The organism is Bellilinea caldifistulae (assembly GCF_001306055.1).
In the GTDB taxonomy this organism is placed as follows: Bacteria; Chloroflexota; Anaerolineae; order Anaerolineales; family Anaerolineaceae; genus Bellilinea; species Bellilinea caldifistulae.
The window spans coordinates 88,760-109,742 of the sequence record NZ_LGHJ01000019.1; the positions used below are offsets into that span (position 1 = coordinate 88,760).

At 49.2% G+C, this 20,983-nt stretch carries 29 protein-coding genes and 1 tRNA gene; 18 read left to right on the forward strand and 12 right to left on the reverse strand.

Annotated features, from left to right (window positions below; all coding sequences use genetic code 11):
• Nucleotides 1-225: 225 nt before the first annotated feature.
• The 6 genes from AC812_RS13700 to AC812_RS13725 all read left to right on the forward strand — a co-directional run bounded on the left by AC812_RS13700 (nucleotide 226) and on the right by AC812_RS13725 (nucleotide 2,688).
• Nucleotides 226-522: a hypothetical protein gene (locus tag AC812_RS13700; RefSeq protein ID WP_061917448.1), complete on the forward strand. Its 297-nt coding sequence runs from the start codon at nucleotides 226-228 to the stop codon at nucleotides 520-522.
• Between the two features lie 12 nt (nucleotides 523-534).
• The gene (locus tag AC812_RS13705) at nucleotides 535-1,119 is read left to right on the forward strand and encodes a hypothetical protein (RefSeq protein ID WP_061917451.1); all 585 of its coding nucleotides are present in this window, start codon (nucleotides 535-537) and stop codon (nucleotides 1,117-1,119) included.
• Nucleotides 1,120-1,325: 206 nt separating this feature from the next.
• Entirely contained in the window at nucleotides 1,326-1,520 is a 195-nt protein-coding gene (locus tag AC812_RS13710) for a hypothetical protein (protein ID WP_062158940.1), read from the forward strand.
• A gap of 53 nt (nucleotides 1,521-1,573) precedes the next feature.
• Nucleotides 1,574-1,903, forward strand: a complete 330-nt coding sequence (locus AC812_RS13715) for a hypothetical protein (protein WP_061917457.1) — start codon at nucleotides 1,574-1,576, stop codon at nucleotides 1,901-1,903.
• Nucleotides 1,904-1,954: 51 nt separating this feature from the next.
• Nucleotides 1,955-2,368: a hypothetical protein gene (locus AC812_RS13720; RefSeq protein ID WP_061917461.1), complete on the forward strand. Its 414-nt coding sequence runs from the start codon at nucleotides 1,955-1,957 to the stop codon at nucleotides 2,366-2,368.
• Nucleotides 2,365-2,688, forward strand: a complete 324-nt coding sequence (locus tag AC812_RS13725) for a hypothetical protein (protein ID WP_061917464.1) — start codon at nucleotides 2,365-2,367, stop codon at nucleotides 2,686-2,688. Before AC812_RS13720 ends, AC812_RS13725 begins: the two co-directional genes overlap by 4 nt.
• Before the next feature lie 70 nt (nucleotides 2,689-2,758).
• On the opposite strand, the gene AC812_RS13730 is transcribed toward AC812_RS13725, so the two are convergent.
• From AC812_RS13730 to hisS, 12 genes are all read right to left on the reverse strand, one after another.
• The gene (locus AC812_RS13730; RefSeq protein ID WP_062158942.1) at nucleotides 2,759-3,100 is read right to left on the reverse strand and encodes a hypothetical protein; all 342 of its coding nucleotides are present in this window, start codon (nucleotides 3,098-3,100) and stop codon (nucleotides 2,759-2,761) included.
• Between the two features lie 11 nt (nucleotides 3,101-3,111).
• Entirely contained in the window at nucleotides 3,112-4,020 is a 909-nt protein-coding gene (locus tag AC812_RS13735; protein WP_061917470.1) for a hypothetical protein, read from the reverse strand.
• 154 nt (nucleotides 4,021-4,174) lie between these two features.
• The gene (locus AC812_RS13740) at nucleotides 4,175-4,537 is read right to left on the reverse strand and encodes a hypothetical protein (RefSeq protein WP_061917473.1); all 363 of its coding nucleotides are present in this window, start codon (nucleotides 4,535-4,537) and stop codon (nucleotides 4,175-4,177) included.
• A complete protein-coding gene (locus AC812_RS13745; protein ID WP_061917476.1) occupies nucleotides 4,534-5,289 on the reverse strand; it encodes a ParA family protein in 756 nt (251 codons plus the stop codon). Before AC812_RS13745 ends, AC812_RS13740 begins: the two co-directional genes overlap by 4 nt.
• An 8-nt stretch (nucleotides 5,290-5,297) precedes the next feature.
• Nucleotides 5,298-5,528: a hypothetical protein gene (locus tag AC812_RS13750; protein ID WP_061917480.1), complete on the reverse strand. Its 231-nt coding sequence runs from the start codon at nucleotides 5,526-5,528 to the stop codon at nucleotides 5,298-5,300.
• Nucleotides 5,525-5,983 (reverse strand): hypothetical protein, encoded by a 459-nt coding sequence (locus tag AC812_RS13755; protein ID WP_061917483.1) that lies wholly within the window; start codon nucleotides 5,981-5,983, stop codon nucleotides 5,525-5,527. The genes AC812_RS13750 and AC812_RS13755 overlap by 4 nt, the downstream gene beginning before the upstream one ends.
• Entirely contained in the window at nucleotides 5,980-6,195 is a 216-nt protein-coding gene (locus tag AC812_RS13760; protein ID WP_061917486.1) for a hypothetical protein, read from the reverse strand. Before AC812_RS13760 ends, AC812_RS13755 begins: the two co-directional genes overlap by 4 nt.
• Before the next feature lie 2 nt (nucleotides 6,196-6,197).
• Nucleotides 6,198-6,458 (reverse strand): hypothetical protein, encoded by a 261-nt coding sequence (locus AC812_RS13765; RefSeq protein WP_145962575.1) that lies wholly within the window; start codon nucleotides 6,456-6,458, stop codon nucleotides 6,198-6,200.
• Between the two features lie 337 nt (nucleotides 6,459-6,795).
• Complete coding sequence (locus AC812_RS13775; protein ID WP_061917497.1) at nucleotides 6,796-7,191, reverse strand: MerR family transcriptional regulator; 396 nt, start codon at nucleotides 7,189-7,191, stop codon at nucleotides 6,796-6,798.
• Between the two features lie 5 nt (nucleotides 7,192-7,196).
• Nucleotides 7,197-7,454 (reverse strand): hypothetical protein, encoded by a 258-nt coding sequence (locus AC812_RS13780; RefSeq protein ID WP_061917500.1) that lies wholly within the window; start codon nucleotides 7,452-7,454, stop codon nucleotides 7,197-7,199.
• A 51-nt stretch (nucleotides 7,455-7,505) separates the two neighbouring features.
• Nucleotides 7,506-7,577, reverse strand: a tRNA-His gene (locus AC812_RS13785).
• Nucleotides 7,578-7,613: 36 nt separating this feature from the next.
• Nucleotides 7,614-8,885: a histidine--tRNA ligase gene (hisS, locus tag AC812_RS13790; protein WP_061917502.1), complete on the reverse strand. Its 1,272-nt coding sequence runs from the start codon at nucleotides 8,883-8,885 to the stop codon at nucleotides 7,614-7,616.
• Nucleotides 8,886-9,102: 217 nt separating this feature from the next.
• Here hisS and AC812_RS13795 point away from each other — a divergent pair, with 217 nt between their 5' ends.
• From AC812_RS13795 to fdhF, 12 genes are all read left to right on the forward strand, one after another.
• Nucleotides 9,103-9,480 (forward strand): DRTGG domain-containing protein, encoded by a 378-nt coding sequence (locus AC812_RS13795; protein ID WP_061917505.1) that lies wholly within the window; start codon nucleotides 9,103-9,105, stop codon nucleotides 9,478-9,480.
• Nucleotides 9,481-9,498: 18 nt separating this feature from the next.
• Complete coding sequence (locus tag AC812_RS13800) at nucleotides 9,499-10,509, forward strand: CBS domain-containing protein (protein ID WP_061917509.1); 1,011 nt, start codon at nucleotides 9,499-9,501, stop codon at nucleotides 10,507-10,509.
• The gene (locus tag AC812_RS13805) at nucleotides 10,506-10,844 is read left to right on the forward strand and encodes a DRTGG domain-containing protein (RefSeq protein ID WP_061917511.1); all 339 of its coding nucleotides are present in this window, start codon (nucleotides 10,506-10,508) and stop codon (nucleotides 10,842-10,844) included. Before AC812_RS13800 ends, AC812_RS13805 begins: the two co-directional genes overlap by 4 nt.
• A 43-nt stretch (nucleotides 10,845-10,887) precedes the next feature.
• The gene (locus tag AC812_RS13810; RefSeq protein ID WP_061917514.1) at nucleotides 10,888-11,649 is read left to right on the forward strand and encodes a PHP domain-containing protein; all 762 of its coding nucleotides are present in this window, start codon (nucleotides 10,888-10,890) and stop codon (nucleotides 11,647-11,649) included.
• A gap of 142 nt (nucleotides 11,650-11,791) precedes the next feature.
• Nucleotides 11,792-12,307, forward strand: coding sequence for an NADH-quinone oxidoreductase subunit NuoE family protein (locus tag AC812_RS13815; RefSeq protein WP_061917517.1), 516 nt, complete (start codon nucleotides 11,792-11,794; stop codon nucleotides 12,305-12,307).
• Nucleotides 12,304-12,858 carry an ATP-binding protein gene (locus AC812_RS13820; protein ID WP_061917519.1) on the forward strand — a complete coding sequence of 185 codons (555 nt, stop codon included), beginning with the start codon at nucleotides 12,304-12,306 and terminating at the stop codon, nucleotides 12,856-12,858. The genes AC812_RS13815 and AC812_RS13820 overlap by 4 nt, the downstream gene beginning before the upstream one ends.
• Nucleotides 12,859-12,900: 42 nt before the next feature.
• Nucleotides 12,901-13,269 carry a (2Fe-2S) ferredoxin domain-containing protein gene (locus tag AC812_RS13825; RefSeq protein WP_061917522.1) on the forward strand — a complete coding sequence of 123 codons (369 nt, stop codon included), beginning with the start codon at nucleotides 12,901-12,903 and terminating at the stop codon, nucleotides 13,267-13,269.
• 46 nt (nucleotides 13,270-13,315) lie between these two features.
• The gene (nuoF, locus tag AC812_RS13830; protein WP_061917525.1) at nucleotides 13,316-15,097 is read left to right on the forward strand and encodes an NADH-quinone oxidoreductase subunit NuoF; all 1,782 of its coding nucleotides are present in this window, start codon (nucleotides 13,316-13,318) and stop codon (nucleotides 15,095-15,097) included.
• A gap of 48 nt (nucleotides 15,098-15,145) precedes the next feature.
• Nucleotides 15,146-15,625 carry an NADH-quinone oxidoreductase subunit NuoE gene (gene nuoE, locus AC812_RS13835; RefSeq protein WP_061917528.1) on the forward strand — a complete coding sequence of 160 codons (480 nt, stop codon included), beginning with the start codon at nucleotides 15,146-15,148 and terminating at the stop codon, nucleotides 15,623-15,625.
• Nucleotides 15,626-15,637: 12 nt separating this feature from the next.
• Nucleotides 15,638-17,278, forward strand: a complete 1,641-nt coding sequence (nuoF, locus tag AC812_RS13840) for an NADH-quinone oxidoreductase subunit NuoF (protein WP_061917531.1) — start codon at nucleotides 15,638-15,640, stop codon at nucleotides 17,276-17,278.
• A 27-nt stretch (nucleotides 17,279-17,305) separates the two neighbouring features.
• Complete coding sequence (gene focA, locus AC812_RS13845) at nucleotides 17,306-18,184, forward strand: formate transporter FocA (RefSeq protein ID WP_061917534.1); 879 nt, start codon at nucleotides 17,306-17,308, stop codon at nucleotides 18,182-18,184.
• A 30-nt stretch (nucleotides 18,185-18,214) separates the two neighbouring features.
• A complete protein-coding gene (gene fdhF, locus AC812_RS13850) occupies nucleotides 18,215-20,980 on the forward strand; it encodes a formate dehydrogenase subunit alpha (RefSeq protein ID WP_061917536.1) in 2,766 nt (921 codons plus the stop codon).
• The last annotated feature ends 3 nt before the right edge of the window (nucleotides 20,981-20,983 follow it).

Genomic DNA, 20,983 nt, shown 5'->3' on the forward strand with positions numbered 1-20,983 from the left:
GTAGATACGTGATAACAAGAGATACTGTACAGTCGTTAACCGCATAATCACCTCCACGATATTTATTATTTTAGAACATTATTTCTCGTTATCATAGGGCTTACCAATAATTATTTAGAACAATTTTAGAACATTACATTAGAGTTTACAACAGATTGCTATATAGTATTGACAAATAGTACCGTATGCGGTACAATATAATCAAGATCACGATAGGAGACACAAATGAATGCAACAATAAAAAATCACAAAGTACAAATTAATGGCAACCTGATCACCGGAGACACATATCCGGTGAAAAGCTGGATCAAAGAATACCTGAACGGAAAATGGGATGCTGACCGCCGCGGATGGGTGGTTGATCCAAAGCAACTTGAGCGGTTCTTAAACAAGCCATACGGTGTCATGCCCGATAACACCATCGCCGCAACACCCGCCAACATCAACACGCACACGCGTAACGATTACGATCTTTGCCCAAAATGCCATACCTATTGCTACGGTGATTGCACCGCCCGATAAGGAGATGAGAAAATGAACCCAAACGAGTTGCCAAAATTGGAATTAGCAGGCGCTGTTCTGCGGCGCCGGTATATTGTCCGTGACAATAAGGGGCGATACGGAATCGCCACTTATGATCCCTCCAAAGAAGACGTCCTATTTGCTCACCCGTTAGACGTTCCAGCAATCATCAGAGATGTTATCATCGCGGAAAATATGTATGGGAGTTTATTAACTGACACTCCATTCAATCGCAAAGACGGCCGTTATCGTGGCGTCTGGTACGACTACACTGGTTATAGTCAGATTGCCGATGATGACGTACGGACATTAGAAATTGTGGATGATCTTGGATGGATAGTGTCAGACCAGGCGATGATGAAATTTGCGCATCCAACGGCAAATGCTTCACCAGAAGACGCAATCATCAATATCAAGCAGGCAATGATTTATTGCCGCGAAATCGGCATCAATATAACCGAGCGAGGAATACGCAAATTATGTAAAACTGGTGGTATTGAGGCTCAAAAAATCGGGCGGGACTGGGCAATGACTTACAGAGCAATCAACTCTTACCTTGACAAACGCTCAAAACGTGTTAGAAAATCAAAAAACTAAAAACTTGAACAAAAAATCCCCGCCAGTGAGGCGGGGATTTTTGACATATTCTTCAAACCGCTGATATTCCACCAATTTTTTAATGCATCTTCAAATAGAACAATTTTAGAACATTACATTAGAGTTTACAACAGATTGCTATATAGTATTGACAATTGCTATATAGTATGCTATACTATAAGCAAGATAACGAAAGGAGCGATGAGATGAACGCCGAAGAATTGAAAGAATACCTCGATAACGAAATAACAGATGCTGACATTGAGGCATGGCACAACGGAGAACTTACCCAGCACATGAGCGAACTTCTTGATTACGTCTATCTGCATATCCCAGATGCAGAAGTGCAAATCTGGGGATCCCGCGTCGGGAGCGAGCCTCTACATATCATTGTAAAATAATCAATTATCCCTCGCCGGGTAGGCGGTCAGACCCGGCAGAAAAGGAGACTGAAATGACTGAAAGAATTTATTCTGACACCCGCCCTTATGACGGCGGGCGAGCCGATGAGTATGGCCGCCTGATTGAACTCGGCAAAGAACATTATGACCGCGTAGAACATCACTTTACCCACATTCGCGCCGGTGAGGTTTTGGAAGTTGTTACTAGCCGTAGTTACTGGGGCCCGGACGGATATGAGGCTCCAGGCCGGGTTTGGCGGGTAACTTGGGACGGCGAAGGCGAAGCCAAGATTGAGTATGTCCGCGAAGCCGAGTACAGCGATTACCCACGCGGACATTCTGTTCACCGCGCGCGTGGCCATAAATGCGAGATTTGCCAGTAGTTTTTCAAAAAACCTTGCCGGTGGGTGGTCAAACCGGCACAGGAGGATGAAATGATAGCGTTTTACGATTCTCGATTAGATTGTTTGTTGACTGGGAGGTTAAAAATAGACCAGTCGCCAATTATGGAAGAGTTAACACAAGTAGACATTGAAACCCAAGAAGTCAAGAAAGTAACTCTCATTTCTGGCCTTATGTCAATGGGCGAGTTAGAAAGTGCAAAGGAAATTCTTGTGCAAGCCGGTTTTTATCTCGCCGACATTATTGATGCGAACGACCCTGCTTGGTATCAATATATTTACATCCGACCAGAACGCATACAATACGCCGAAAGTGCAAATGAAATAGAGCAAGTCGAAAATGATACCGTTGTTGTCTTACCGGACGGTTACATTATCGCGATAACGGATAAGCGTGGAAATAAGATAACCCACCGAATGCGAAATAATGTGCTAATAGAACTATGAAAACGCCTAACCTGTCCGTTCATCTCAATAACCTGAGTGCCGTGCGCGAAACCGCACGGCGTTTGGGGTTTACATTGTCCCGCGGCCATCGCGCCGGTGACGGCAGTATCCAGCAAATGCTGGAAGCCATTGCTGCTGGCGAGGTGCTTGTCCTCTGCCACGTCTACGACTGGCCGGAGGACATGCGCCGCGATGCCGCCTACCTGCGCGGCCTGGCCGCCCGCATTGAGCGAGATGACAACGCTCTTGCGGCAGCGGAAACGCTGCGCGGGCTAGCCGCTGCGATGGAAGCGGCGGCAGACCTGAAAAGTTTTGAATAAAAAATCCCCGCCTCACCGGCGGGGATTTTTGACATATTCTTCAAACCGCTGATATTCCGCCAATTCATCGTCACTTCTGTAATTGCGCTTTGCATGATTTTTCAATCTCGTCTAATTCGTGACGTATATCAGCAGGTGTATAAGATGATTTTCCTTCCCGCGCATAATGCAACGCCGATATGTAATCACCACCCCAAATAGCCAATGTAGCGGCAGATCGGTAGATCACACTCCGGGTTGGTTCATTGTCGGCATTTGGCAATAATCTTTTGGCTGCCATGACTTCATAAGACATTGCACATAGAGCATAAAATTTTGCCATTTCGAGGTCACCATTTTTTCTAGCAATGTATGCTTTATCGGCTAGTTCCAATGCAGAATTGTGTAAGTTTATCGTTATATTGTCTGCCATTTTGTCTCCTTTCATTTTGCCCATTGTGCGTCACATTCACATGGATATTGACCACAATAAGGGCATATCTTGAATTTGTTTATTTTCGGCTTTGGCGGTTTCAGGTTACGCAACCGGTGTAACAACGTTCCAGGCTTCGATTGGATCCGCCCGGCCAGGTGATCATCTTCGACTTTTGCCATCAACTCACGGATAGCCTCTTCTGACCAGCCAACCTTAACCGCTTCCTCAACCTCCGTGATGTTGTTCTCAAATACGCCAAAGTCTCTGAGATCATCCAACAAAGACTCTGACAGCCAAACCCCCTGAGAAACCTCCTCCTCCTCGATGGGGGATTGATCATCGTCAAAAATTTCGTTTTCGCTAGGAGGAGGAGGTTTATGTAATTTTATGTTGTAATCTTTTGTAGTAATTTTATGATTCATATTTAAGTTAATGGAGTTTCTCGATAATTGATTGTCGAGTTTCTCGATAATTAACGATGGACTTTCTCGATAATTGTTAATGGACTTTTCCAATAATAGACTTTCTCGATAATTGACTTTCTCGATAATTGACTTTCTCGATAATTGGCATTTTTCGATCACGGCCATTATGTTCACCCTGTAATGCCATACAGGCGGAACGCTAGTTATTCTTGCGGTGATCAAACCTGAGTTTATGAGTGAGCGTCTAGCAGTTCTTTGCTCTTCTGCATTTAACCCGGTTTGGGCGTACATATCACCAACAGAGACGTAAAAATCTGAATCTGGATAACGGACTTGCCAATACAATAATTGGCTAAGCATGATTCCGGCCTTGATACCAAATGCCTGGCAAAACTCCGGGACATACGCCGAAATATGCCCCTCAACCTGATTAACAATGGCCGTGAAAGCCTCGTTTTTGCCGTTATTTTTGGTGTTTTTTGGTTTATCCATATCAGAATATCACCTCGCTAGATCACCCACCTTGTAGCCCGTCTGTTTGGCTTTGGGGACACCGTCAGGGGACACCCCCGTATTTTTGGGGGACACCCACAGGGGACACCCCCGCAAAAACACGGGGACACCGTCAGGGGACACCCCCAGCAAATCATTTATTCCAATTCACGACATACGAATATCGAGGGTTGTTGATTGGTTTCAGATAGGGGAGTATGTCCAATTCCCCTTTTTCAATTGCATTCAAAAACAAAACTAGTGCCAGGCTGGTTAATTGTGACTGGCTAATCTCGTAGTGTTCGGCCAGTTTAGATAGGTCGCGCATGATTGCGGGGTCAATGTCCAGCATGACACGGTTTCGCTTTGCCGCTTTTTCACGCTCACGAATTGTCTTTTTGCGCTCATCTTTGGGCAGTGAGCGTTCAGCAATGCGCCTTCGTCCCTGTGATAGAGTGGCCTCTACCACAGGGTCAATGGCGGTCAGGTCTATAAGACCGTTATCCTTGCGCTTCATAGTTTCAATATCCTGTTAATGACTGCCATGTAGCCGCAAGGCAATTCGGGATAGCCAACCAACGCCCGGCACTTTGGTGCAAACTCAAAGAGTGTCTTGCCTGCTCTGTGAGCCTTACGGCAGTTTGTATCTACCGGTACAACCGGATATACCAGTTCACCAAAGGTGGATACAAGGTTCTCTAATTGCTCTTGCGTTTCTACCGTTTGCCGGTCATAGAAGGTCGGAATAATCCCGCCAACCTCACAACCGGAATTTGAAAACCTGCGGATACTGCTCAAAGTTCGCAAGACCTCAACAACGCCCTTAACCGAAAACTGGTCAAGGCGTGTGGGGACAATGAGGTAATCCGCAGCCACAAGCGCAGCCGTGTGCAGCACGTCAATGGACGGCGCACAGTCGAAAATCACATAATCGTGATTGTCGTCATCCATTGCGTTCACCAGGACGTACTCCCGAAAGTCCATACCGGCTAGTTTTGATTTCAGGACAACGGTTGTTTTATCGGAACGGACAATATCCAACCCATCATGCACGTTGATTGCTACGTCTTGCAATGTCATGTTGTTGGATATAGCACGGTTCAGGTCTCCGCCGGGGTCAACACCAAGCGAATCGGCAACGTTACCCTGCGGGTCAAGGTCAACCAACATAACGGACTTGCCCAAGCGGGCAAGTCCGTCTGCAATAGTCACGGCTGTTGTGGTTTTACCAACGCCACCCTTTTGATTTGCGATTGCGATGATTGCCATTTTGCGCCTCACAAAACGGGTTGCTCAATTTCATGTGTCAGCCAAATATCACGGCTCAGCAAAGACTTTGACACCTCAACTTGTAGGCCCGTGGCACGCATCATCTCAATCAGTTCAGCAGGGGCTTTTGCGCTTATGCGGGCATATTTCGGCTTCACGCCGGTTGACAATTCGTAGCGTTCCAGTGCTGAGCGCAGATCCGCTTGCGTGTAAATCATGTACAAACGCCAGAAAGTCATCGCCTAACCCTCCTGATGACCTCTGCAAGGTAGTAAATCGAGGCTGCTATGACATAGGCATCATTGCTTTCAATAACATTCAGCGATGAGAGTAAGTGGTGACGGATTGCGGAAAGTTCCATCGTTGCTAAGCAGTGACGGCGGTTATGGTCAAGAATTTTATTGATCAATTCAAGGATCGTATTGTGAGTAACCGTCTCTGCATAAAAAGCAGCAATCACATCACCGCAATTCGGGCAAATGTATACTAACTCTTGCGATATTTGACCATGGTTTATTTGAAAGGTGTATGCAATTGGATCATCATCCTCAAACTTGACAAGAACATCAAACTTATTGAAATCGTGAAGTTTGATTTCAACGTCAGAGTTTTCGATGGCTTGTAATGCACGCTCTGAGATTTTTTCGTCATTTGTCTCAGTCTCAGGGCCAAAGTAGTGAATTACAGTAGTCATTGTGCCACCTCGAAAGCGACTGGTTGATTAACCTTGTTGTAAATGCGTTCCCCAACGGCCTCTTTGATCATGGCATCGTTGAAGCCAATGTAAGCGAGGACGTCATAAACCAGCAGTTCAGGATCAGCCTTTTTGATTTCTGGAATGTCGTTGAGTAATTCCTGAATGGCTGCTATAATACGAGTTGCATGGATGTAATAATACGGTTGCATGGCTACACTCCTTGCCCCCAAGCCGGTTTGCCGGAATCGGCTTGGGGTTCTTTTTCGTCCAGTTCCGGGTGAGGTGAATTGCAGTTTTCCCACACCCATTCGGTGTATTCTTTGCACTGCTGGCAGGTCTGATAGTGTTTCCGGGCCCGTTCAAATACCCGCCCAAATTCCTCAGATTCCATGCCAAACATTACGGCTGCCTGGTGCAGCGCACGACTAAATAGAGCGGATTGCTTGCATGGTTCTGGTTTCGTGTTTGTCATATACCTCCTTGTTGACTAATCTTTTCCCGCACACGACTAACACCGTGCCGGTTTCAATATTGCAAAATGCCGTTCCCTCAGTCCAGTATTCAAGGTCTGACTTCGGAAACGGCATTATGTCCGTCCAGCGGAAATATCGCCCAAAGAACATACCCGTTGGGTCTTTTATGCACCGCCAGACGTATCCACGAGGTAAAGTATTCAATTGCACCTCCAAGCGGGGAAATATATAGGACAATCCAATAATACTCGGTTTCCGCATGTTTGTCAATAGACATGCGGAAATGAAAACAAAATAAAAGCCGTCATCTAATGACGGCTTACAAAATTGAAAGGTTTACAACCTGCGAATAGTCTTTTTCCCACGCCCTGGATTGCTCAAATAATAATTTGCCAGATAAGCAATATCGGCTTCATCCAGATAAGTTCGGCGTACTGATTTGGATAAAACTTTCACATACCCTTTTTTAGCCCAACGTGAGATTGTTTGGGTTGAAACCCCGTATTTTCTGCTCGCTTCTGAAATAAGAATACCAATCCCGGAAAGATGGGCATATTTTTCATAATCGGGTCTGTTTTCTTTTGGGATCATAGACAAGTCATTTTTATTTACAAAGATTTGATTTTCTGCCTTTATTGCTCTTATCGTACCACTAGCAATTAAGGCTTGCAACGATTTTTTATCTAGTTTTGTGATGGTGGCTGCTTTGCTGATAGGGAGATAAGTATCCATGTTATTTACTCCTCTCTAAGCCACACAATGAAAGAAAGACCAACACCGCTGACCGTCAGGATAAATACCATCACCAGACAGGCCAGCAAATACACGCCCGGATAGGACAATATATATTCAACCATTCCTAAGGCATATTTAACTGCCTCAGTTGTTACCACAGTTAAAGCATCTGTTTTTATATGCACCCTGCTATTATTTGCCGCAAACCAAGCCGTGACCAAGCAGGTTGTAAATAACACCGATGACACCAGGTTGATCATCAAGCCTGCCAGACGGTCTATATTGCGGACGGGTGACTTTGTTTTCATAGGGGTGGCTGATGGGGGTCGAACCCACAACCACCTGATCCACAGTCAGGTGCTCTGCCATTGAGCTACAGCCACCGTAAAGCATCCGAATTCTATCACACCCTCTCGGCTTTATGCAAGCATTTTCTTGATCAACTCGCCGGCTTCGAGAACGGTAGCAGTAAATTGTTCGCCCCTGGCTAAATCTTTGACCGTAACCTGACCTGCCGCTGCTTCATCCGGGCCGATGATGACCACAAAACGGATATTCATACGGTCAGCAAACTTCAATTGTCGCGGCAGCCGCACCACCTCCGTGTAACCAATCGTCCTCAATCCCATTTCCCGAAACTGGTGGGCCGCTCTCTGCGATTCAATCAGTAAAGTCTCATCGAAGACCGTCACCAACACATCAGCGGGGGCTGTTCCCAGAGGAGGCAAGCAGCCATATTTTTGGAGAACCAGACTGATCATCACATCCCCCATGGCAAAGCCCACCCCCGGCAGCGGCTCACCTCCCACGTCCGCAACCAGATTATCGTAATGCCCCCCGCCAAGAATGGCACGCCCATCCCGTGCCAGATCATAAGCCTCGAAGACCGTACCGGTGTAGTATTCCAATCCACGGATCACCTGAGGGTTGTAGTGAACATATTCATCTGCACCCATCGCCTGCAAGGCATCAAAAAAGCGCTGCATGTCAGAAGAATTTTTCCATAATTCACGGTTATCGAGAATCGTTTTCAACCCCTCAAACTGATCAACACTCAATCCAACCTCTATGGCATAAGCCGCCCAATCCTCCGGGCGCATTTTGTCCCGCCGGTCAATCAAACGGAACACCTGTTTTTTCACTTCGGTGTTCGTGATTCCCAATTTTTCCAACTCGGCATCCATCAACCGCCGGTCATTGACAAAAACCCCCACCTGATCCGGCTTCAATCCAGTTTTTTTGAAAAACGCCACGCAAATCGCTACCAGTTCGGCATCCGATTCGGGTGAATTCGCCCCAATCAAATCAATATTCCACTGGAAGAACTCCCGCGTCCGACCTTTTTGAGGACGTTCGTAACGCCAAAACGGCCCAAACGACCACCATCGCAAGGGGAAGGTCAACTGCCGCTGGCGCTGAGCCACCATGCGCGCCAGTGAAGGGGTTAACTCGGGACGCAGGGTAATTAAATCCCCTCCCCTGTCCGGAAACACGAATGCCTGTTCTTTGACCAGTTCCTCGCCCGATTTGGCAGCATAAAGATCAATTTTTTCCAGAAAAGGCCCGTCATATTCCTGATATCCAAAAGACTCAGAGACCTCCCGAAGGGTTTGATATAGCCATGAACGGATGGCCATTTCTTCAGGATAAAAATCGCGGGTTCCTTTAACAGAAGGAATAATTTTTTCCATACCTTTTCACATCCTCTGCCGTGTATTATGGTCTATCATTTTAACATGTCCTGTCCTTTTTGTCCGAAGTTTAACGGCTTTTTCGCGTGACAAATGGGATTTAAGGATAGGAAATTTAACACTTATCAAATTGCTCAAATTATGTTAATGTTGACTAGATTATCGCACAACCTTTCGGGAAAACCCCGTTAGAACCTTCTCCCCAACAGGCCATGCTATGAAACTGAATGAAATCGTCCAAAAACTGAACGGCAAAGTTCTCAATTCCAAAATTAATTTGGAAATCGAAGTCAAAGGCGCGGGCGGAGCCGACCTGATGAGCGATGTGCTGGCTTCCATTCAACCTCAGGCCATCTTACTCACCGGTTTGTGTAACCCCCAAGTTGTACGCACGGCGATGATGGCGGACGTTCTCGCAATTGTCCTTGTGCGCGGGAAAACCCCGCCGGCAGAAACCGTGCAACTTGCGGAAAACGAGCGTATTCCGCTCATCAGTACCCCCTTTGGCATGTTTGAAGCCTGCGGTATCCTCTATCAAGCCGGTTTGAGCTGCCTTGAAAAACCGGTCAGCGATCAGGATTGTTTTGCCGGTTAAGTTTCTTAAGAATTGACAATGACCGAACAGACCCCTCTTCGTAAATCCAGCCTCATCAGTGATCAGGAAGCAGAAAACATCACCCGCGTTGAAGAACTGGCGTATGAAATCAAAGTTCAAGAGGTGATGACCCCCAATCCAATCACTATGACCGCCAGCATGAAAATGCAGGAAGTGCTGGAACAATTCCGAGTAGCACGTATTTCCGGCGCTCCAATTGTTGAAGAGGGGCAGTTAATTGGCATTATCAGCATAGAAGACTTGATTCGCTGTCTGATCAAGTCTGACCTCGAGGCAGAAATCCAAAAGTACATGACCCGCAATCCCTTCACCGTTAAGGGTGATGATCCGGTGGTAGAAGCCTTGAAAATGTTTGTCAGCACCAAAGTAGGCCGGCTGCCGGTGGTCAACAAAGAAGGCCTATTGATTGGCATTTTGACCAAGGGAGACATCACACGCGGATTGCTCAAAGCCCTCCAACAGGATTACCAGACCGAAGAAGTTCGCCGCTATCGTGCCTCTCACCTTTTCGAAGATATCGAATCCGAACGAACCAGCCTGATCCTGCGTTACAACATCAAGGCTGGCGATTTCACCCATGGCGGAGAAGCCTCATCCAAAATCAAACGGGCGCTCAGTCGTATGGGTGCCAGTCCGCAGATCGCCCGCCGTTGTGGAATTGCCACCTACGAAGCAGAGATGAATCTTATCATCCACACCACGGAGGGAGGTGTGATTCGGGTCGAAATTGAACCTCACCAGATCTCTATTGATGTTTACGACAGCGGACCGGGAATAAAAGATGTGGAATTAGCCATGAAACCAGGTTACTCAACCGCCAGTGAGAAAGTCCGGGAATTGGGTTTTGGAGCAGGTATGGGGCTGGTCAACATTTCCCGCTGCGTGGATATCATGAAACTTGAATCCGTATGGGGTAAGGGAACCAGATTGAGGATGAAAATCTTCCTCAAAAAAGAAGACACCGTCGGGGAAGGGCATGCTGCCAAATCTTTGGAGGAAAAACGATGAATCTGGAACAAATCATCCAGTCGCTTGATCTGAAACTGCTGACCGAGCAAAAGCCATTTCATGAAATTCAGCCAACCACTGGTTACGCAGCCGACCTGTTATCTTGCGTAATGACTGGCGCATCACGGGGAGGGTTGTGGGTGACCTTGCAGGCCCATAGTAATATCGTAGCCGTGGCGGCTTTGCTGGAATTGAGCGCCATCATCATCACCGAAGGGGCACAACCCGATGAAGCAACCATCCAAAAGGCTAATGACGAAGGGGTGACCCTTTTATCCAGTCAACAAGACACCTATCGGGTGGTGGGCAGGTTGTGGGAACTGGGCATCCGCTAACTTATCCTCCAGGTAAGCAGGCTCCCATTCAGGGAGGTTCTCTTTGAAAACTTATCGGGCAGAATTGCACATTCATACGGTTCTTTCCCCATGTGCGGAGATTGAAATGCTGCCCCCGTTGATTGTCATGGAATGCCTCGAAAAGGGCATTTCCCTGATCGCCATCACCGATCATAACGCAACCGCTAATATTTCTGCGGTACAGCAGGCTGCCGAGGGAACGGATTTAACTGTGCTGCCCGGTATGGAAGTTCAAACCCGTGAAGAAGTTCACTCGTTATGTCTGTTTGACACTCTCGAACAGGCTCTTGCCTGGCAAGCAATTGTTGACCGTCACCTGCCGGCAATCCCCAATCGCCCGGATTATTTCGGCGATCAATTGATTGTAGACGCCAATGGCGATTTTCTCAAACGGGAGGAACGGTTGCTCCTCACTTCGGTCAATTTGAGTCTGGCAGATGCATTTCATCAGGTAACCCGGTTGGGTGGATTGTTCATCCCCGCCCATGTCAACCGCACCGCAAACGGCTTGTTCCCCATCCTGGGAATGCCCCCTGACGATATTCCATTGGAAGTTATGGAAATTTCTCGTCACCTGAAACCGGCAGAAGCGGTTAAAATATATCCGGCCTTGCATAGCTACTCGTTGATCCAGAGCGGAGATGCTCATCGCCTGGATGAAATTTCAGGGCTGAACCAGTTCACTTTACAATCCCCCACTCTTCAAGAAATTCGACTGGCACTGCGCGGCGAACAGGGACGTTCACACCGTATCCTTTCCAGCACAATCCTCGCCGGGGAATAACCAGCAAATTTCGTTTGTTACAACTTTCACAAGGAATGATGACATTTGGTAATTACTTAACCATAAGCAAGCGAGTACACTTTGGATTGATTATCCACAATTAATTCTACCAATTTCGTCCAATTTGTTACCGGAGTAACCTATGTTAAACACCAAACCCTCCATACCAGCCAATGATCCACTGGCTAACCCCGAACAAAAAAAACTGATTGATGAGATTCTGGAAAAAAACAAGAACCTCCCCGGTGCAACGATGGTCGTGCTCAACGAGCTTCAAAGCCGGATTGGTTTTATTTCCGAAGCCATGCAGCAATATGTTGCCGACAAACTGCATGTACCGGTCAGTTCGGTTCATGGGGTCGTTTCTTTTTATTCTTTCTTCACCACCACCCCCCGCGGTAAGCACACCATCAAGTTCTGCATGGGTACAGCCTGTTATGTTGGTGGTATGCCTCAGTTGATTGACAAAGCCAAATCCTTGCTGGGGGTCGAACCGGGACAAACCACACCCGATGGTGAAATCACCCTCGAAGTATGCCGCTGCGTTGGTGCTTGCAGTCAGGCTCCGGTTGTCGTTGTGGATGACAAAATCGTTGGGCGTCTCCGCCCTAATAAATTCCCTCAGGTTTTACGTTCCATTCAGGATAGCAAGCAGTGAGAGAACTTTCCCTTCACCTGCTGGATATCGCCGAAAATAGCATCGCAGCCGGCGCGAAAAATATCACCATCACCATCCGGGAGGATACCACCGCCGACCGGTTGTACCTCAGTGTTCAGGATGATGGTAAAGGCATGGATGAGGAAATGGTCAAAAAAGTAACCGATCCTTTCGTGACCACCCGCACTACCCGCAAGGTTGGGCTGGGCATTCCTCTCCTGAAAGCCGCCGCCGAAGCATGCAATGGCTGGCTGAAAATACATTCCAAAGTTGGTGAAGGGACATTGGTTGAGGTGGAATTTCAACGCAGCCACATTGACCGGATGCCGTTGGGTGATATTGCCGGAACTTTTCTCACTTTGCTGGTTGGAAACCCACAAATTCACTGGGTTTTCCGTTACAGTGTGGATCAGGAGACCTTCGAACTGGACGATCAGCAGATTAAACAAGAATTGCAGGACGTCCCCCTTTCCGATCCACTGGTACTTTCTTACTTGCGCGAATTGCTGGAAAGTAATGTTCGATCACTTCAATCCATTTCAGTTTATTAAGCGGATGAATTCCTTCATCAATCCGTAGAGAGGAGATTTACCATGCCGACCATCAAAAGTTTAGACGATTTGAAAAGAATCCGTGAGGAAGCTCTGGAAAAACGCAAAGTAAAAACTGCCTCAGGCCAGGTTCAGGTGATCGTAGGAATGGGTACTTGCGGGATTGCCGCCGGTGCACGCGACGCCATGAAAGCCATCCTCGAAACCATCCAGAATGAGAATCTTGAAGGTGTGATTGTCACCCAGACCGGTTGCATCGGCCTGTGCGAGAAAGAACCCATTGTCCAGGTTGTTGTTGGCGACCAGCCCAAAGTGACCTACGGCAAGGTCTCGCCGGATGTAGCCCGTCAGATCATGAAAGAACACGTCAAGAACGGTAATGTGCTTAAAGAATACGTAATTCAGGTTTAAGCCTCTTATCGGTAAACCATTTTTGTAAGGCTAAAGGTTGACAGCTATGAAATACTATCGCTCACATGTTTTAGTCTGTGTAGACCCGGAATGTCTTCAGAAAGGCGCCCATGAGTTGGTGGATGCCTTGCAGGATGAACTGGTCGCTACCGGCCTGATTGATGAAGTGCAGGTGCTGGAAACATCCCGCATTGGTGGATGCAGTTTAGGCCCGGAGATGATGGTGTATCCTGAGGGTGTCCATTATGTTGGAGTCACACCCGATGATGTGCCCTATCTGGTGGAAGAACACTTTCTAAAAGGGCGGGTTGTCAATAAATTCCAGATGCCCACCACCAAAGTTGTAGATGAAGAGCTTGGCGCCCCAACCCAAAAAGAAGTCCGCATTGTTCTGCGCAATTGCGGAAAAATCGACCCGGAGAATATCGAGGACTACATTGCCGAAGACGGTTATCAGGCGCTTGCCAAAGTCCTCACCGAAATGACCCCCGAAGAAGTCATTGATACCGTCCTCAAATCCGGTCTGCGCGGCCGCGGTGGGGCCGGTTTTCCGACCGGTAAAAAGTGGCAATTTACCCGTCAGGCACCGGGGGATATCAAATATGTGGTGTGCAACGCCGACGAAGGTGACCCTGGCGCTTTCATGAACCGCCGTGTACTCGAAGGTGACCCTCATTCGGTAATTGAGGGAATGATCATTGCTGCCTACGCAATCGGCGCTCATCAAGGGTATATCTACTGCCGTGCCGAGTATCCGGTTGCGGTATCCACCCTGAACATTGCCATCCAGCAAGCCCGCAATTTGGGTTTGTTAGGAAAAGATATCCTGGGCAGCGGTTTCGATTTTGACCTTGAAGTACGCATGGGCGCCGGTGCGTTTGTGTGCGGTGAGGAAACCGCCTTGATCGCCTCCATTGAAGGCCGTCGCGGTGAACCTCGTCCGCGTCCACCTTTCCCGGCTGTACAGGGCTTGTGGAACAAACCGACCAACGTCAACAACGTTGAAACCTACGCCAACATTCCGCAAATCATTCTTAAGGGCGCGGAATGGTACGCCAGTTACGGCACCGAAAAAAGCAAAGGCACCAAAACCTTTGCACTGGCCGGTGATCTGAATCACACTGGCCTGATCGAAGTGCCTTTGGGAATCACCCTTCGCGAGATCATTTATGATGTTGGCGGCGGCATCAAAGATGGAAAAGCCTTCAAAGCCGTCCAGATTGGCGGGCCGATGGGTGGCTGTGTCCCGGCCGAGTATCTCGATCTTCCGCTCGATTACGAATCACTTGCTCAGGCTGGCACCATTATGGGCTCCGGCGGTATGATCGTTTTGGATGAAGATACCTGCATGGTAGATGTCGCCCGCTACTTTATGGATTTTACCCAAGATGAAAGCTGCGGAAAATGTACTCCCTGCCGGGTTGGTACACGCCGCATTCTGGAAATCCTCACCCGAATTTGCGACGGCAAAGGGCAGGATGGTGACATCGAATTACTCGAAAATCTTTGTCAGGAAATTCGTACCAACAGCCTGTGTGGATTGGGTCAAGGGGCACCCAACCCGGTAGTCAGCACTCTGCGCTATTTCCGTGACGAGTACGAAGCCCACATTTACGAAAAACGCTGCCCGGCCAAAGTCTGCCGCGCTTTGATCCGCTATGAAATTCTGCCCGATGCTTGCACGGGTTGTACGGTTTGCGCCCGCAACTGCCCGGTTAACGCCATCAGCGGTGAGCGCCGCCAGACGCATGTTATTGACCCGGATACCTGCATCCGCTGCGGTATTTGTATGCAAGTTTGTAACTTCAACGCAGTGGTCATCGAATAACCCAGTCCGTCACACTGATCGTCCGAATCAGACCAAAGGAGGAAAAGTATGAGCGTTGAAACCAAAAGCAGCGAAAAGATACTCGAAGCGGTCAATGCTGCCATCGAAAAGTTCGGTGCAAAGCAAGAGGAATTGATTCCCATCCTGAACGAGGTAAACCGCCAATTGGGCTACATCCCAACCGAGGCGATGGAAGAAATCAGCCGCCGCTTGAAAGAACCCAAGAGCAGTTTATTTGGGGTAGCCAGTTTCTACCACATGCTCTCCACCAAACCGCGCGGGCGACACGTTATCCAATTCTGCGAAAGTGCACCTTGCCATGTGGTCGGCGGACGAGAGGTATTCGAAGCCCTGAAAGAAGAACTGGGTCTGGAGCCCAATGAAACCTCTCCGGACGGAAAATGGACGCTGATCACCACCAGCTGTCTGGGAGTTTGCTCGGTCGGACCGGTGATTGTGATTGACGAAGACATCTACGGTAATGTGGATGCCCGAAAGGTCCCGGAAATTTTAGCGCGGTATGAGTGAAGGAGGTGCCCGATGAAAATGACTCGTTCAATGGTACTGGTCTCCAGTGATCCTATCAGCATGCAGCTCGGAGCGCAGGAAGTCTTTCAGGCATTACAGGACCAAATCAAAGCCTTCGGCCTGGAGGATGAAATCTCTTTAACCATGATTGGTGATGTAGGCCGCCATGATGCCCTTCCGCTGGTCATCGTTTATCCGGAAGCGGTCATCTATGGGCCGGTTACACCGGATAAAGTCCCTTATCTGGTTGAGGAACACCTTTACAAAGGGCGGATTGCCGAAGAACTGGTTGCCTCGGTTCGCGAATTGAGCGGCAGAATTGCGTGGTTGCATGCCCGCAAAGGCACCTTACCCGCCGAACAGAGGATTGTCCTCCGGCGGGCCGGCATCATTGACCCGACCAGTATCGAGGACTACATCCTCAACGATGGTTACATAGCGCTTGGGAAAGTCCTCACCAGCATGACTCCGGAAGAGGTCATTGAGGAGGTTAAAAAATCCGGTCTGCGCGGGCGGGGAGGTGCTGGCTTTCCAACCGGCACCAAATGGGGGTTCGTCGCCCGCGAGAAATCCGACAAAAAGTACATCATCTGCAATGCCGATGAGTCCGAACCCGGCACATTCAAAGATCGCCTGATTTTGGAAGGAGACCCCCACAGCATGATCGAGGCGATGGCCATTGCCGGTTATGCGGTTGGCGCAGATGAAGGCTACATTTACGTACGCGGCGAATACCTGCTGGCTCAGGAACGCCTCAAAAAAGCCATCAAGGATGCCCATGAGATGGGCTTTCTGGGAAAGAATATCTTCGGCACCGATTTCAATTTTGAAATTCACATCCACGCGGGGGCTGGAGCATACATCTGCGGTGAAGAAACCGCACTGATCGAATCCATTGAAGGTAAACGCGGACAACCCCGCTCACGTCCGCCCTATCCGACAACCTTTGGTTTGTGGGGTAAACCCACCGTGATTAATAACGTCGAAACGCTGGCTAACATTCCCCCCATCATCAACAACGGTGCAGATTGGTATCGCAGTTTCGGCACACCCAGCAGCCCCGGCACCAAAGTGTATACCATCCTGGGAAATGTGAACGTCACCGGTTTAATCGAAGTTCCCATGGGCATCACCCTCAGAGAAGTCATCGCCATTTACGCCAAGGGCATGAAAAATGGCTCCAACTTCAAACTGGCGCAGACCGGTGGCTCAAGCGGCTCGATCATTCCCGCATCGCTGCAGGACACCCCAATGGACTTCGACTCCTACGCCAAAGCCGGTGTTTCGCTGGGTTCGGGTGCTTTGTTGATCTGCAACGAAGATACCTGCGTGGTAGATCTGGCAAAAGTGCTGTTGAATTTCTTCCGGGTTGAATCCTGCGGAAAATGCAACCCCTGCCGAATCGGTACTCAAAGAGCCTGGGAAATGCTGGATAAAATCTCGAAAGGTCAGGCTTCCCTGAGCGACCTCGACAAATTGGCAGAACTTTCCGAAAATCTGTACATGTTATCCAACTGCGGTTTAGGGCAAACCGCCGGCACCCCCTTGCGCGATATTTTGAATTACTTCCGCGCCGAAGTGGAGGCTCATATCCGCCTGAAGATTTGCCCCGCCGGAGTTTGCAAAATGGAGGAGATGATCCCCCAACCCTGAATCTTACTTGTTTGGAGATTTGATATCATGGCCGTAGAAAACAACGTAATTTCCATTGACGCTCTTATGCCTGCCGAAATGGCCCAGAAAGCAGAAGCCATTGGCGTGAAAAAAGCCAATCTGGCTTTCTGGCCCCTGTTTGCTTTATCCATCCTGGCCGGCGCATTTATCGGATTAGGTGCAATTTTTGCCACCACGGTCAGCGCTGGTTCAGCAGCCTTGCCCTATGGGGTTGCCCGTTTGTTGACCGGTCTGGTGTTTACGCTTGGCCTTATTCTGGTCATTGTCGGTGGTGCGGAGCTGTTCACCGGCAACAACCTGATCATCATGGCTTTCACCAATGGCAAAGTCACCCTAAAAGGGCTTATACGCAACTGGGTGATCGTCTATTTCGGTAATTTTGTTGGTTCGGTTGCCACGGCCGTACTCATGTTTTTCACCCGCCAATACACTTTTGGAAACGGTTCGATTGGCTTGGCTGCGCTGAATATCGCCAATAGCAAGGTCAACCTTGAATTTGTGCAGGCCATTGCCCTCGGTATTATGTGCAATGCGATGGTCTGTATGGCAGTTTGGCTGTGTTACTCGGCGCGTTCCACCACGGATAAAATCCTTGCCATCATTCCGCCCATCAGCGGCTTTGTGGCATGTGGTTTTGAACACTCGATTGCCAATATGTACTTTATCCCGTTGGGATTGTTCATCAAGCAATTCGCCCCGGCTTCTTTTTGGGAATCGAAAGCCCTGGTGGATGCCGGCGTAACCATCGAAAAATTTACCAATCTAACCTGGCAGGGTTTTTTCGTCAACAATCTCTTGCCGGTCACCATCGGTAACATCATTGGCGGGGCAGTACTGGTTGGACTGGTCTACTGGTTCATTTTTCTGAAAAAATGGAGTAAGTAAGCCACTTAAGCCTTGGAAGGACTGGAGATTATGGTTCAAATCAAAATTAATGGCATAGAATTGGATGTTCCAAAGGGAACAACCGTTTTAGAGGCTGCCGAAAAAGCGGGGATTACCATCCCAACCCTTTGCTATCATAAAGACCTGTCTCCCTATGGGGGCTGCCGTCTGTGCATTGTTGAACTCAAGGGCGGACGAGTGCCGATGACCTCTTGTACCCTGCCGGTAGAAAACGGCATGGAAGTGCAAACCGAAACGGAAAGCCTGCGAAAATCTCGCCGCACCATTCTGGAACTGCTCCTCTCCACCTACTACGATTCCGGTTACGCCCAAAAAGACGAACACCCGAACGAATTGGAATACTGGGCAACCGCCTACGGTTTGGACATGAAAGCCTTCATGGCTGAAAAACCCCGCTATGAGGTCAACAGCGATCCCAATCCATTCGTTTGGGTTGATTTAAATAAATGTATTCTGTGCGGCCGTTGCGTCCGCGCCTGCGCGGAGGTTCAGGGACGCTTTGTCTGGGGGCTTTCCGAACGTGGTTATGAGGCCCGCATCGTAGCCGGCCTGGACGAACCCATGCTGGAAGCGCGTTGTGAATCGTGCGGCGCATGTGTGGCTTACTGCCCCACGGGCGCGCTGGATAACAAGATGTCGGTTGGACTCGGCGCGCCGGATAAGGTTGTACGCACCACCTGTTCTTACTGCGGGGTTGGCTGTCAGTTTGACTTGAATGTTAAGGATGGCAAAATTATCCGTGTGACCTCGACGCCGGATGCGCCGGTCAACGGTATGCGATTGTGCGTCAAGGGCCGCTATGGCTATGATTATGTTCATCATCCAGACCGCTTGACCCAGCCCATGGTGCGAGAGTACCTGCTGAAAGGCGAACCTCGCAAAGACAAGAAGAACCGCGGTGAATGGGTCAAGGTGGATTGGGATACCGCCCTGAACATTGTGGCCGGTAAGCTCAATCAAATCCGCACTGAAAGCGGCGCTGACAGCATTGGGGTGTTGAGTTCGGCCAAATGCACCAATGAAGAAAACTACTTGATGAATAAGTTTGCGCGGCAGGTACTGGGCACCAACAATATTGACCATTGCGCCCGTCTCTGCCACGCCAGTACCGTAGCCGGTTTGGCGATTTCCTACGGTTCTGGGGCCATGTCCAACACTATGCAGGATATTGTTGAAAATGCTCAGGCGATTTTCGTCACCGGCTCGAATACCACCGAACAGCACCCGGTCTTCGGTACAATGATTCGGCAGGCGGTACTGAAACGCGGCGTCAAATTGATTGTGGCTGACCCCCGCCGGATTGATCTGGTGGACTTTGCCACCCTTCACCTGCAACAAAGACCCGGTACCGACATCGCCCTGCTCAACGGCTTGATGAACATTATCCTCCAAAAAGGCTGGGCGGATGAACAATTCATTGCCGAGCGCACCGAAGGATTTGACGAATTCAAAGCCAACCTGCAAAATTACCCGCCGGAAAAAGTTTCTGAAATTACCGGCGTCCCTCTCGAGCAGTTGTATCAGGCTGCCGAGATCATGGGAACCTGCAAACCCATGGCCGTTTTCTGGGCAATGGGCATCACTCAGCACATTGTCGGCGTTCAGAATGTCCTAACCCTGGCCAATTTGCAGATGCTGTTGGGTAACATGGGTGTGCCGGGCGGCGGCGTGAACCCACTGCGCGGTCAGAATAATGTACAGGGCGCCTGCGATATGGGCGGGCTGCCAAATGTGTATCCGGGCTATCAACCGGTCGCCTCCGATGCTGCCCGCGGAAAGTTTGAAACCGCTTGGGGCGTATCTCTTTCTCCCAAACCCGGCATGACCGTTACCGAAATGATCCCTGCAGATGGAGAAGGTAAAATCCGAGCGCTTTACATCCTCGGCGAAAATCCGGTCATGACCGATCCGGACGTCAATCACGTCCGCCATTGTTTGGAAGAACTGGAATTCCTGGTTTTGCAGGAAATCTTCCCTTCCGAAACTTCGGCATACGCCGATGTGCTGCTGCCCGGTGTAACCTTCGCTGAAAAAGAAGGCACTTTTACGAATACCGAACGGCGGATTCAGCGCGTCCGTAAAGCCGTTGAGCCGGTTGGTCAATCCCGCCCCGATTGGGAGATCATCAGCGACCTGGCGCGGCGGATGATCGCCGTCAGCAACCGTAAACCCGCTGAAGCCCCACAATCCGGGTGGAATTACGGCTCACCTGCCGAGATCATGGATGAAGTTGCCAGCATCACACCATCCTACGCCGGCGTCAGCTATGAACGTCTGGATCGTGGTGAAAATCTTCACTGGCCAGTCAAGGGATACGATCACCCCGGCACGCCAATTTTGCATATTGGTCAATTTACCCGTGGTAAAGGCCTCTTTTCACCCACCACTGATGTGCCGCCTGCCGAAAAGCCGGATGCCGAATTCCCAATGCTGATGAACACCGGGCGTGTTCTGTATCACTGGCACGGCGGCGAAATGACCCGTCGCGCCAAAGGGCTGATGGAGGTTTATCCCAAACCACTCATCGAATTGAACCCCGAAGATGCCTTGCGGATTGGTATTAACGGCAATCGAATGGTCAAAATCACCTCACGGCGTGGCAGCATTGTTTCAGAAGCCTGGGTAACCAATCGTGTTCCTGAAGGTATGGTTTACGCCAATTTTCACTTCCCGGAATCCAATGCCAACGAGTTGACCATCGCCGCGCTCGATCCAATTGCAAAAATCCCGGAATTCAAGATCACAGCTGTAAAGGTAGAATTAGCGGATGAATAAGCT

Bases quoted from the DNA above. Each gene is read 5' to 3' on its own strand.
- AC812_RS13700 (WP_061917448.1), top strand. From the start codon at position 226: ATGAATGCAACAATAAAAAATCACAAAGTACAAATTAATGGCAACCTG.
- AC812_RS13705 (WP_061917451.1), top strand. From the start codon at position 535: ATGAACCCAAACGAGTTGCCAAAATTGGAATTAGCAGGCGCTGTTCTG.
- AC812_RS13710 (WP_062158940.1), top strand. From the start codon at position 1,326: ATGAACGCCGAAGAATTGAAAGAATACCTCGATAACGAAATAACAGAT.
- AC812_RS13715 (WP_061917457.1), top strand. From the start codon at position 1,574: ATGACTGAAAGAATTTATTCTGACACCCGCCCTTATGACGGCGGGCGA.
- AC812_RS13720 (WP_061917461.1), top strand. From the start codon at position 1,955: ATGATAGCGTTTTACGATTCTCGATTAGATTGTTTGTTGACTGGGAGG.
- AC812_RS13725 (WP_061917464.1), top strand. From the start codon at position 2,365: ATGAAAACGCCTAACCTGTCCGTTCATCTCAATAACCTGAGTGCCGTG.
- AC812_RS13730 (WP_062158942.1), bottom strand. From the start codon at position 3,100: ATGGCAGACAATATAACGATAAACTTACACAATTCTGCATTGGAACTA.
- AC812_RS13735 (WP_061917470.1), bottom strand. From the start codon at position 4,020: ATGGATAAACCAAAAAACACCAAAAATAACGGCAAAAACGAGGCTTTC.
- AC812_RS13740 (WP_061917473.1), bottom strand. From the start codon at position 4,537: ATGAAGCGCAAGGATAACGGTCTTATAGACCTGACCGCCATTGACCCT.
- AC812_RS13745 (WP_061917476.1), bottom strand. From the start codon at position 5,289: ATGGCAATCATCGCAATCGCAAATCAAAAGGGTGGCGTTGGTAAAACC.
- AC812_RS13750 (WP_061917480.1), bottom strand. From the start codon at position 5,528: ATGACTTTCTGGCGTTTGTACATGATTTACACGCAAGCGGATCTGCGC.
- AC812_RS13755 (WP_061917483.1), bottom strand. From the start codon at position 5,983: ATGACTACTGTAATTCACTACTTTGGCCCTGAGACTGAGACAAATGAC.
- AC812_RS13760 (WP_061917486.1), bottom strand. From the start codon at position 6,195: ATGCAACCGTATTATTACATCCATGCAACTCGTATTATAGCAGCCATT.
- AC812_RS13765 (WP_145962575.1), bottom strand. From the start codon at position 6,458: ATGACAAACACGAAACCAGAACCATGCAAGCAATCCGCTCTATTTAGT.
- AC812_RS13775 (WP_061917497.1), bottom strand. From the start codon at position 7,191: ATGGATACTTATCTCCCTATCAGCAAAGCAGCCACCATCACAAAACTA.
- AC812_RS13780 (WP_061917500.1), bottom strand. From the start codon at position 7,454: ATGATCAACCTGGTGTCATCGGTGTTATTTACAACCTGCTTGGTCACG.
- hisS (WP_061917502.1), bottom strand. From the start codon at position 8,885: ATGGAAAAAATTATTCCTTCTGTTAAAGGAACCCGCGATTTTTATCCT.
- AC812_RS13795 (WP_061917505.1), top strand. From the start codon at position 9,103: ATGAAACTGAATGAAATCGTCCAAAAACTGAACGGCAAAGTTCTCAAT.
- AC812_RS13800 (WP_061917509.1), top strand. From the start codon at position 9,499: ATGACCGAACAGACCCCTCTTCGTAAATCCAGCCTCATCAGTGATCAG.
- AC812_RS13805 (WP_061917511.1), top strand. From the start codon at position 10,506: ATGAATCTGGAACAAATCATCCAGTCGCTTGATCTGAAACTGCTGACC.
- AC812_RS13815 (WP_061917517.1), top strand. From the start codon at position 11,792: ATGTTAAACACCAAACCCTCCATACCAGCCAATGATCCACTGGCTAAC.
- AC812_RS13825 (WP_061917522.1), top strand. From the start codon at position 12,901: ATGCCGACCATCAAAAGTTTAGACGATTTGAAAAGAATCCGTGAGGAA.
- nuoF (WP_061917525.1), top strand. From the start codon at position 13,316: ATGAAATACTATCGCTCACATGTTTTAGTCTGTGTAGACCCGGAATGT.
- nuoE (WP_061917528.1), top strand. From the start codon at position 15,146: ATGAGCGTTGAAACCAAAAGCAGCGAAAAGATACTCGAAGCGGTCAAT.
- nuoF (WP_061917531.1), top strand. From the start codon at position 15,638: ATGAAAATGACTCGTTCAATGGTACTGGTCTCCAGTGATCCTATCAGC.
- focA (WP_061917534.1), top strand. From the start codon at position 17,306: ATGGCCGTAGAAAACAACGTAATTTCCATTGACGCTCTTATGCCTGCC.
- fdhF (WP_061917536.1), top strand. From the start codon at position 18,215: ATGGTTCAAATCAAAATTAATGGCATAGAATTGGATGTTCCAAAGGGA.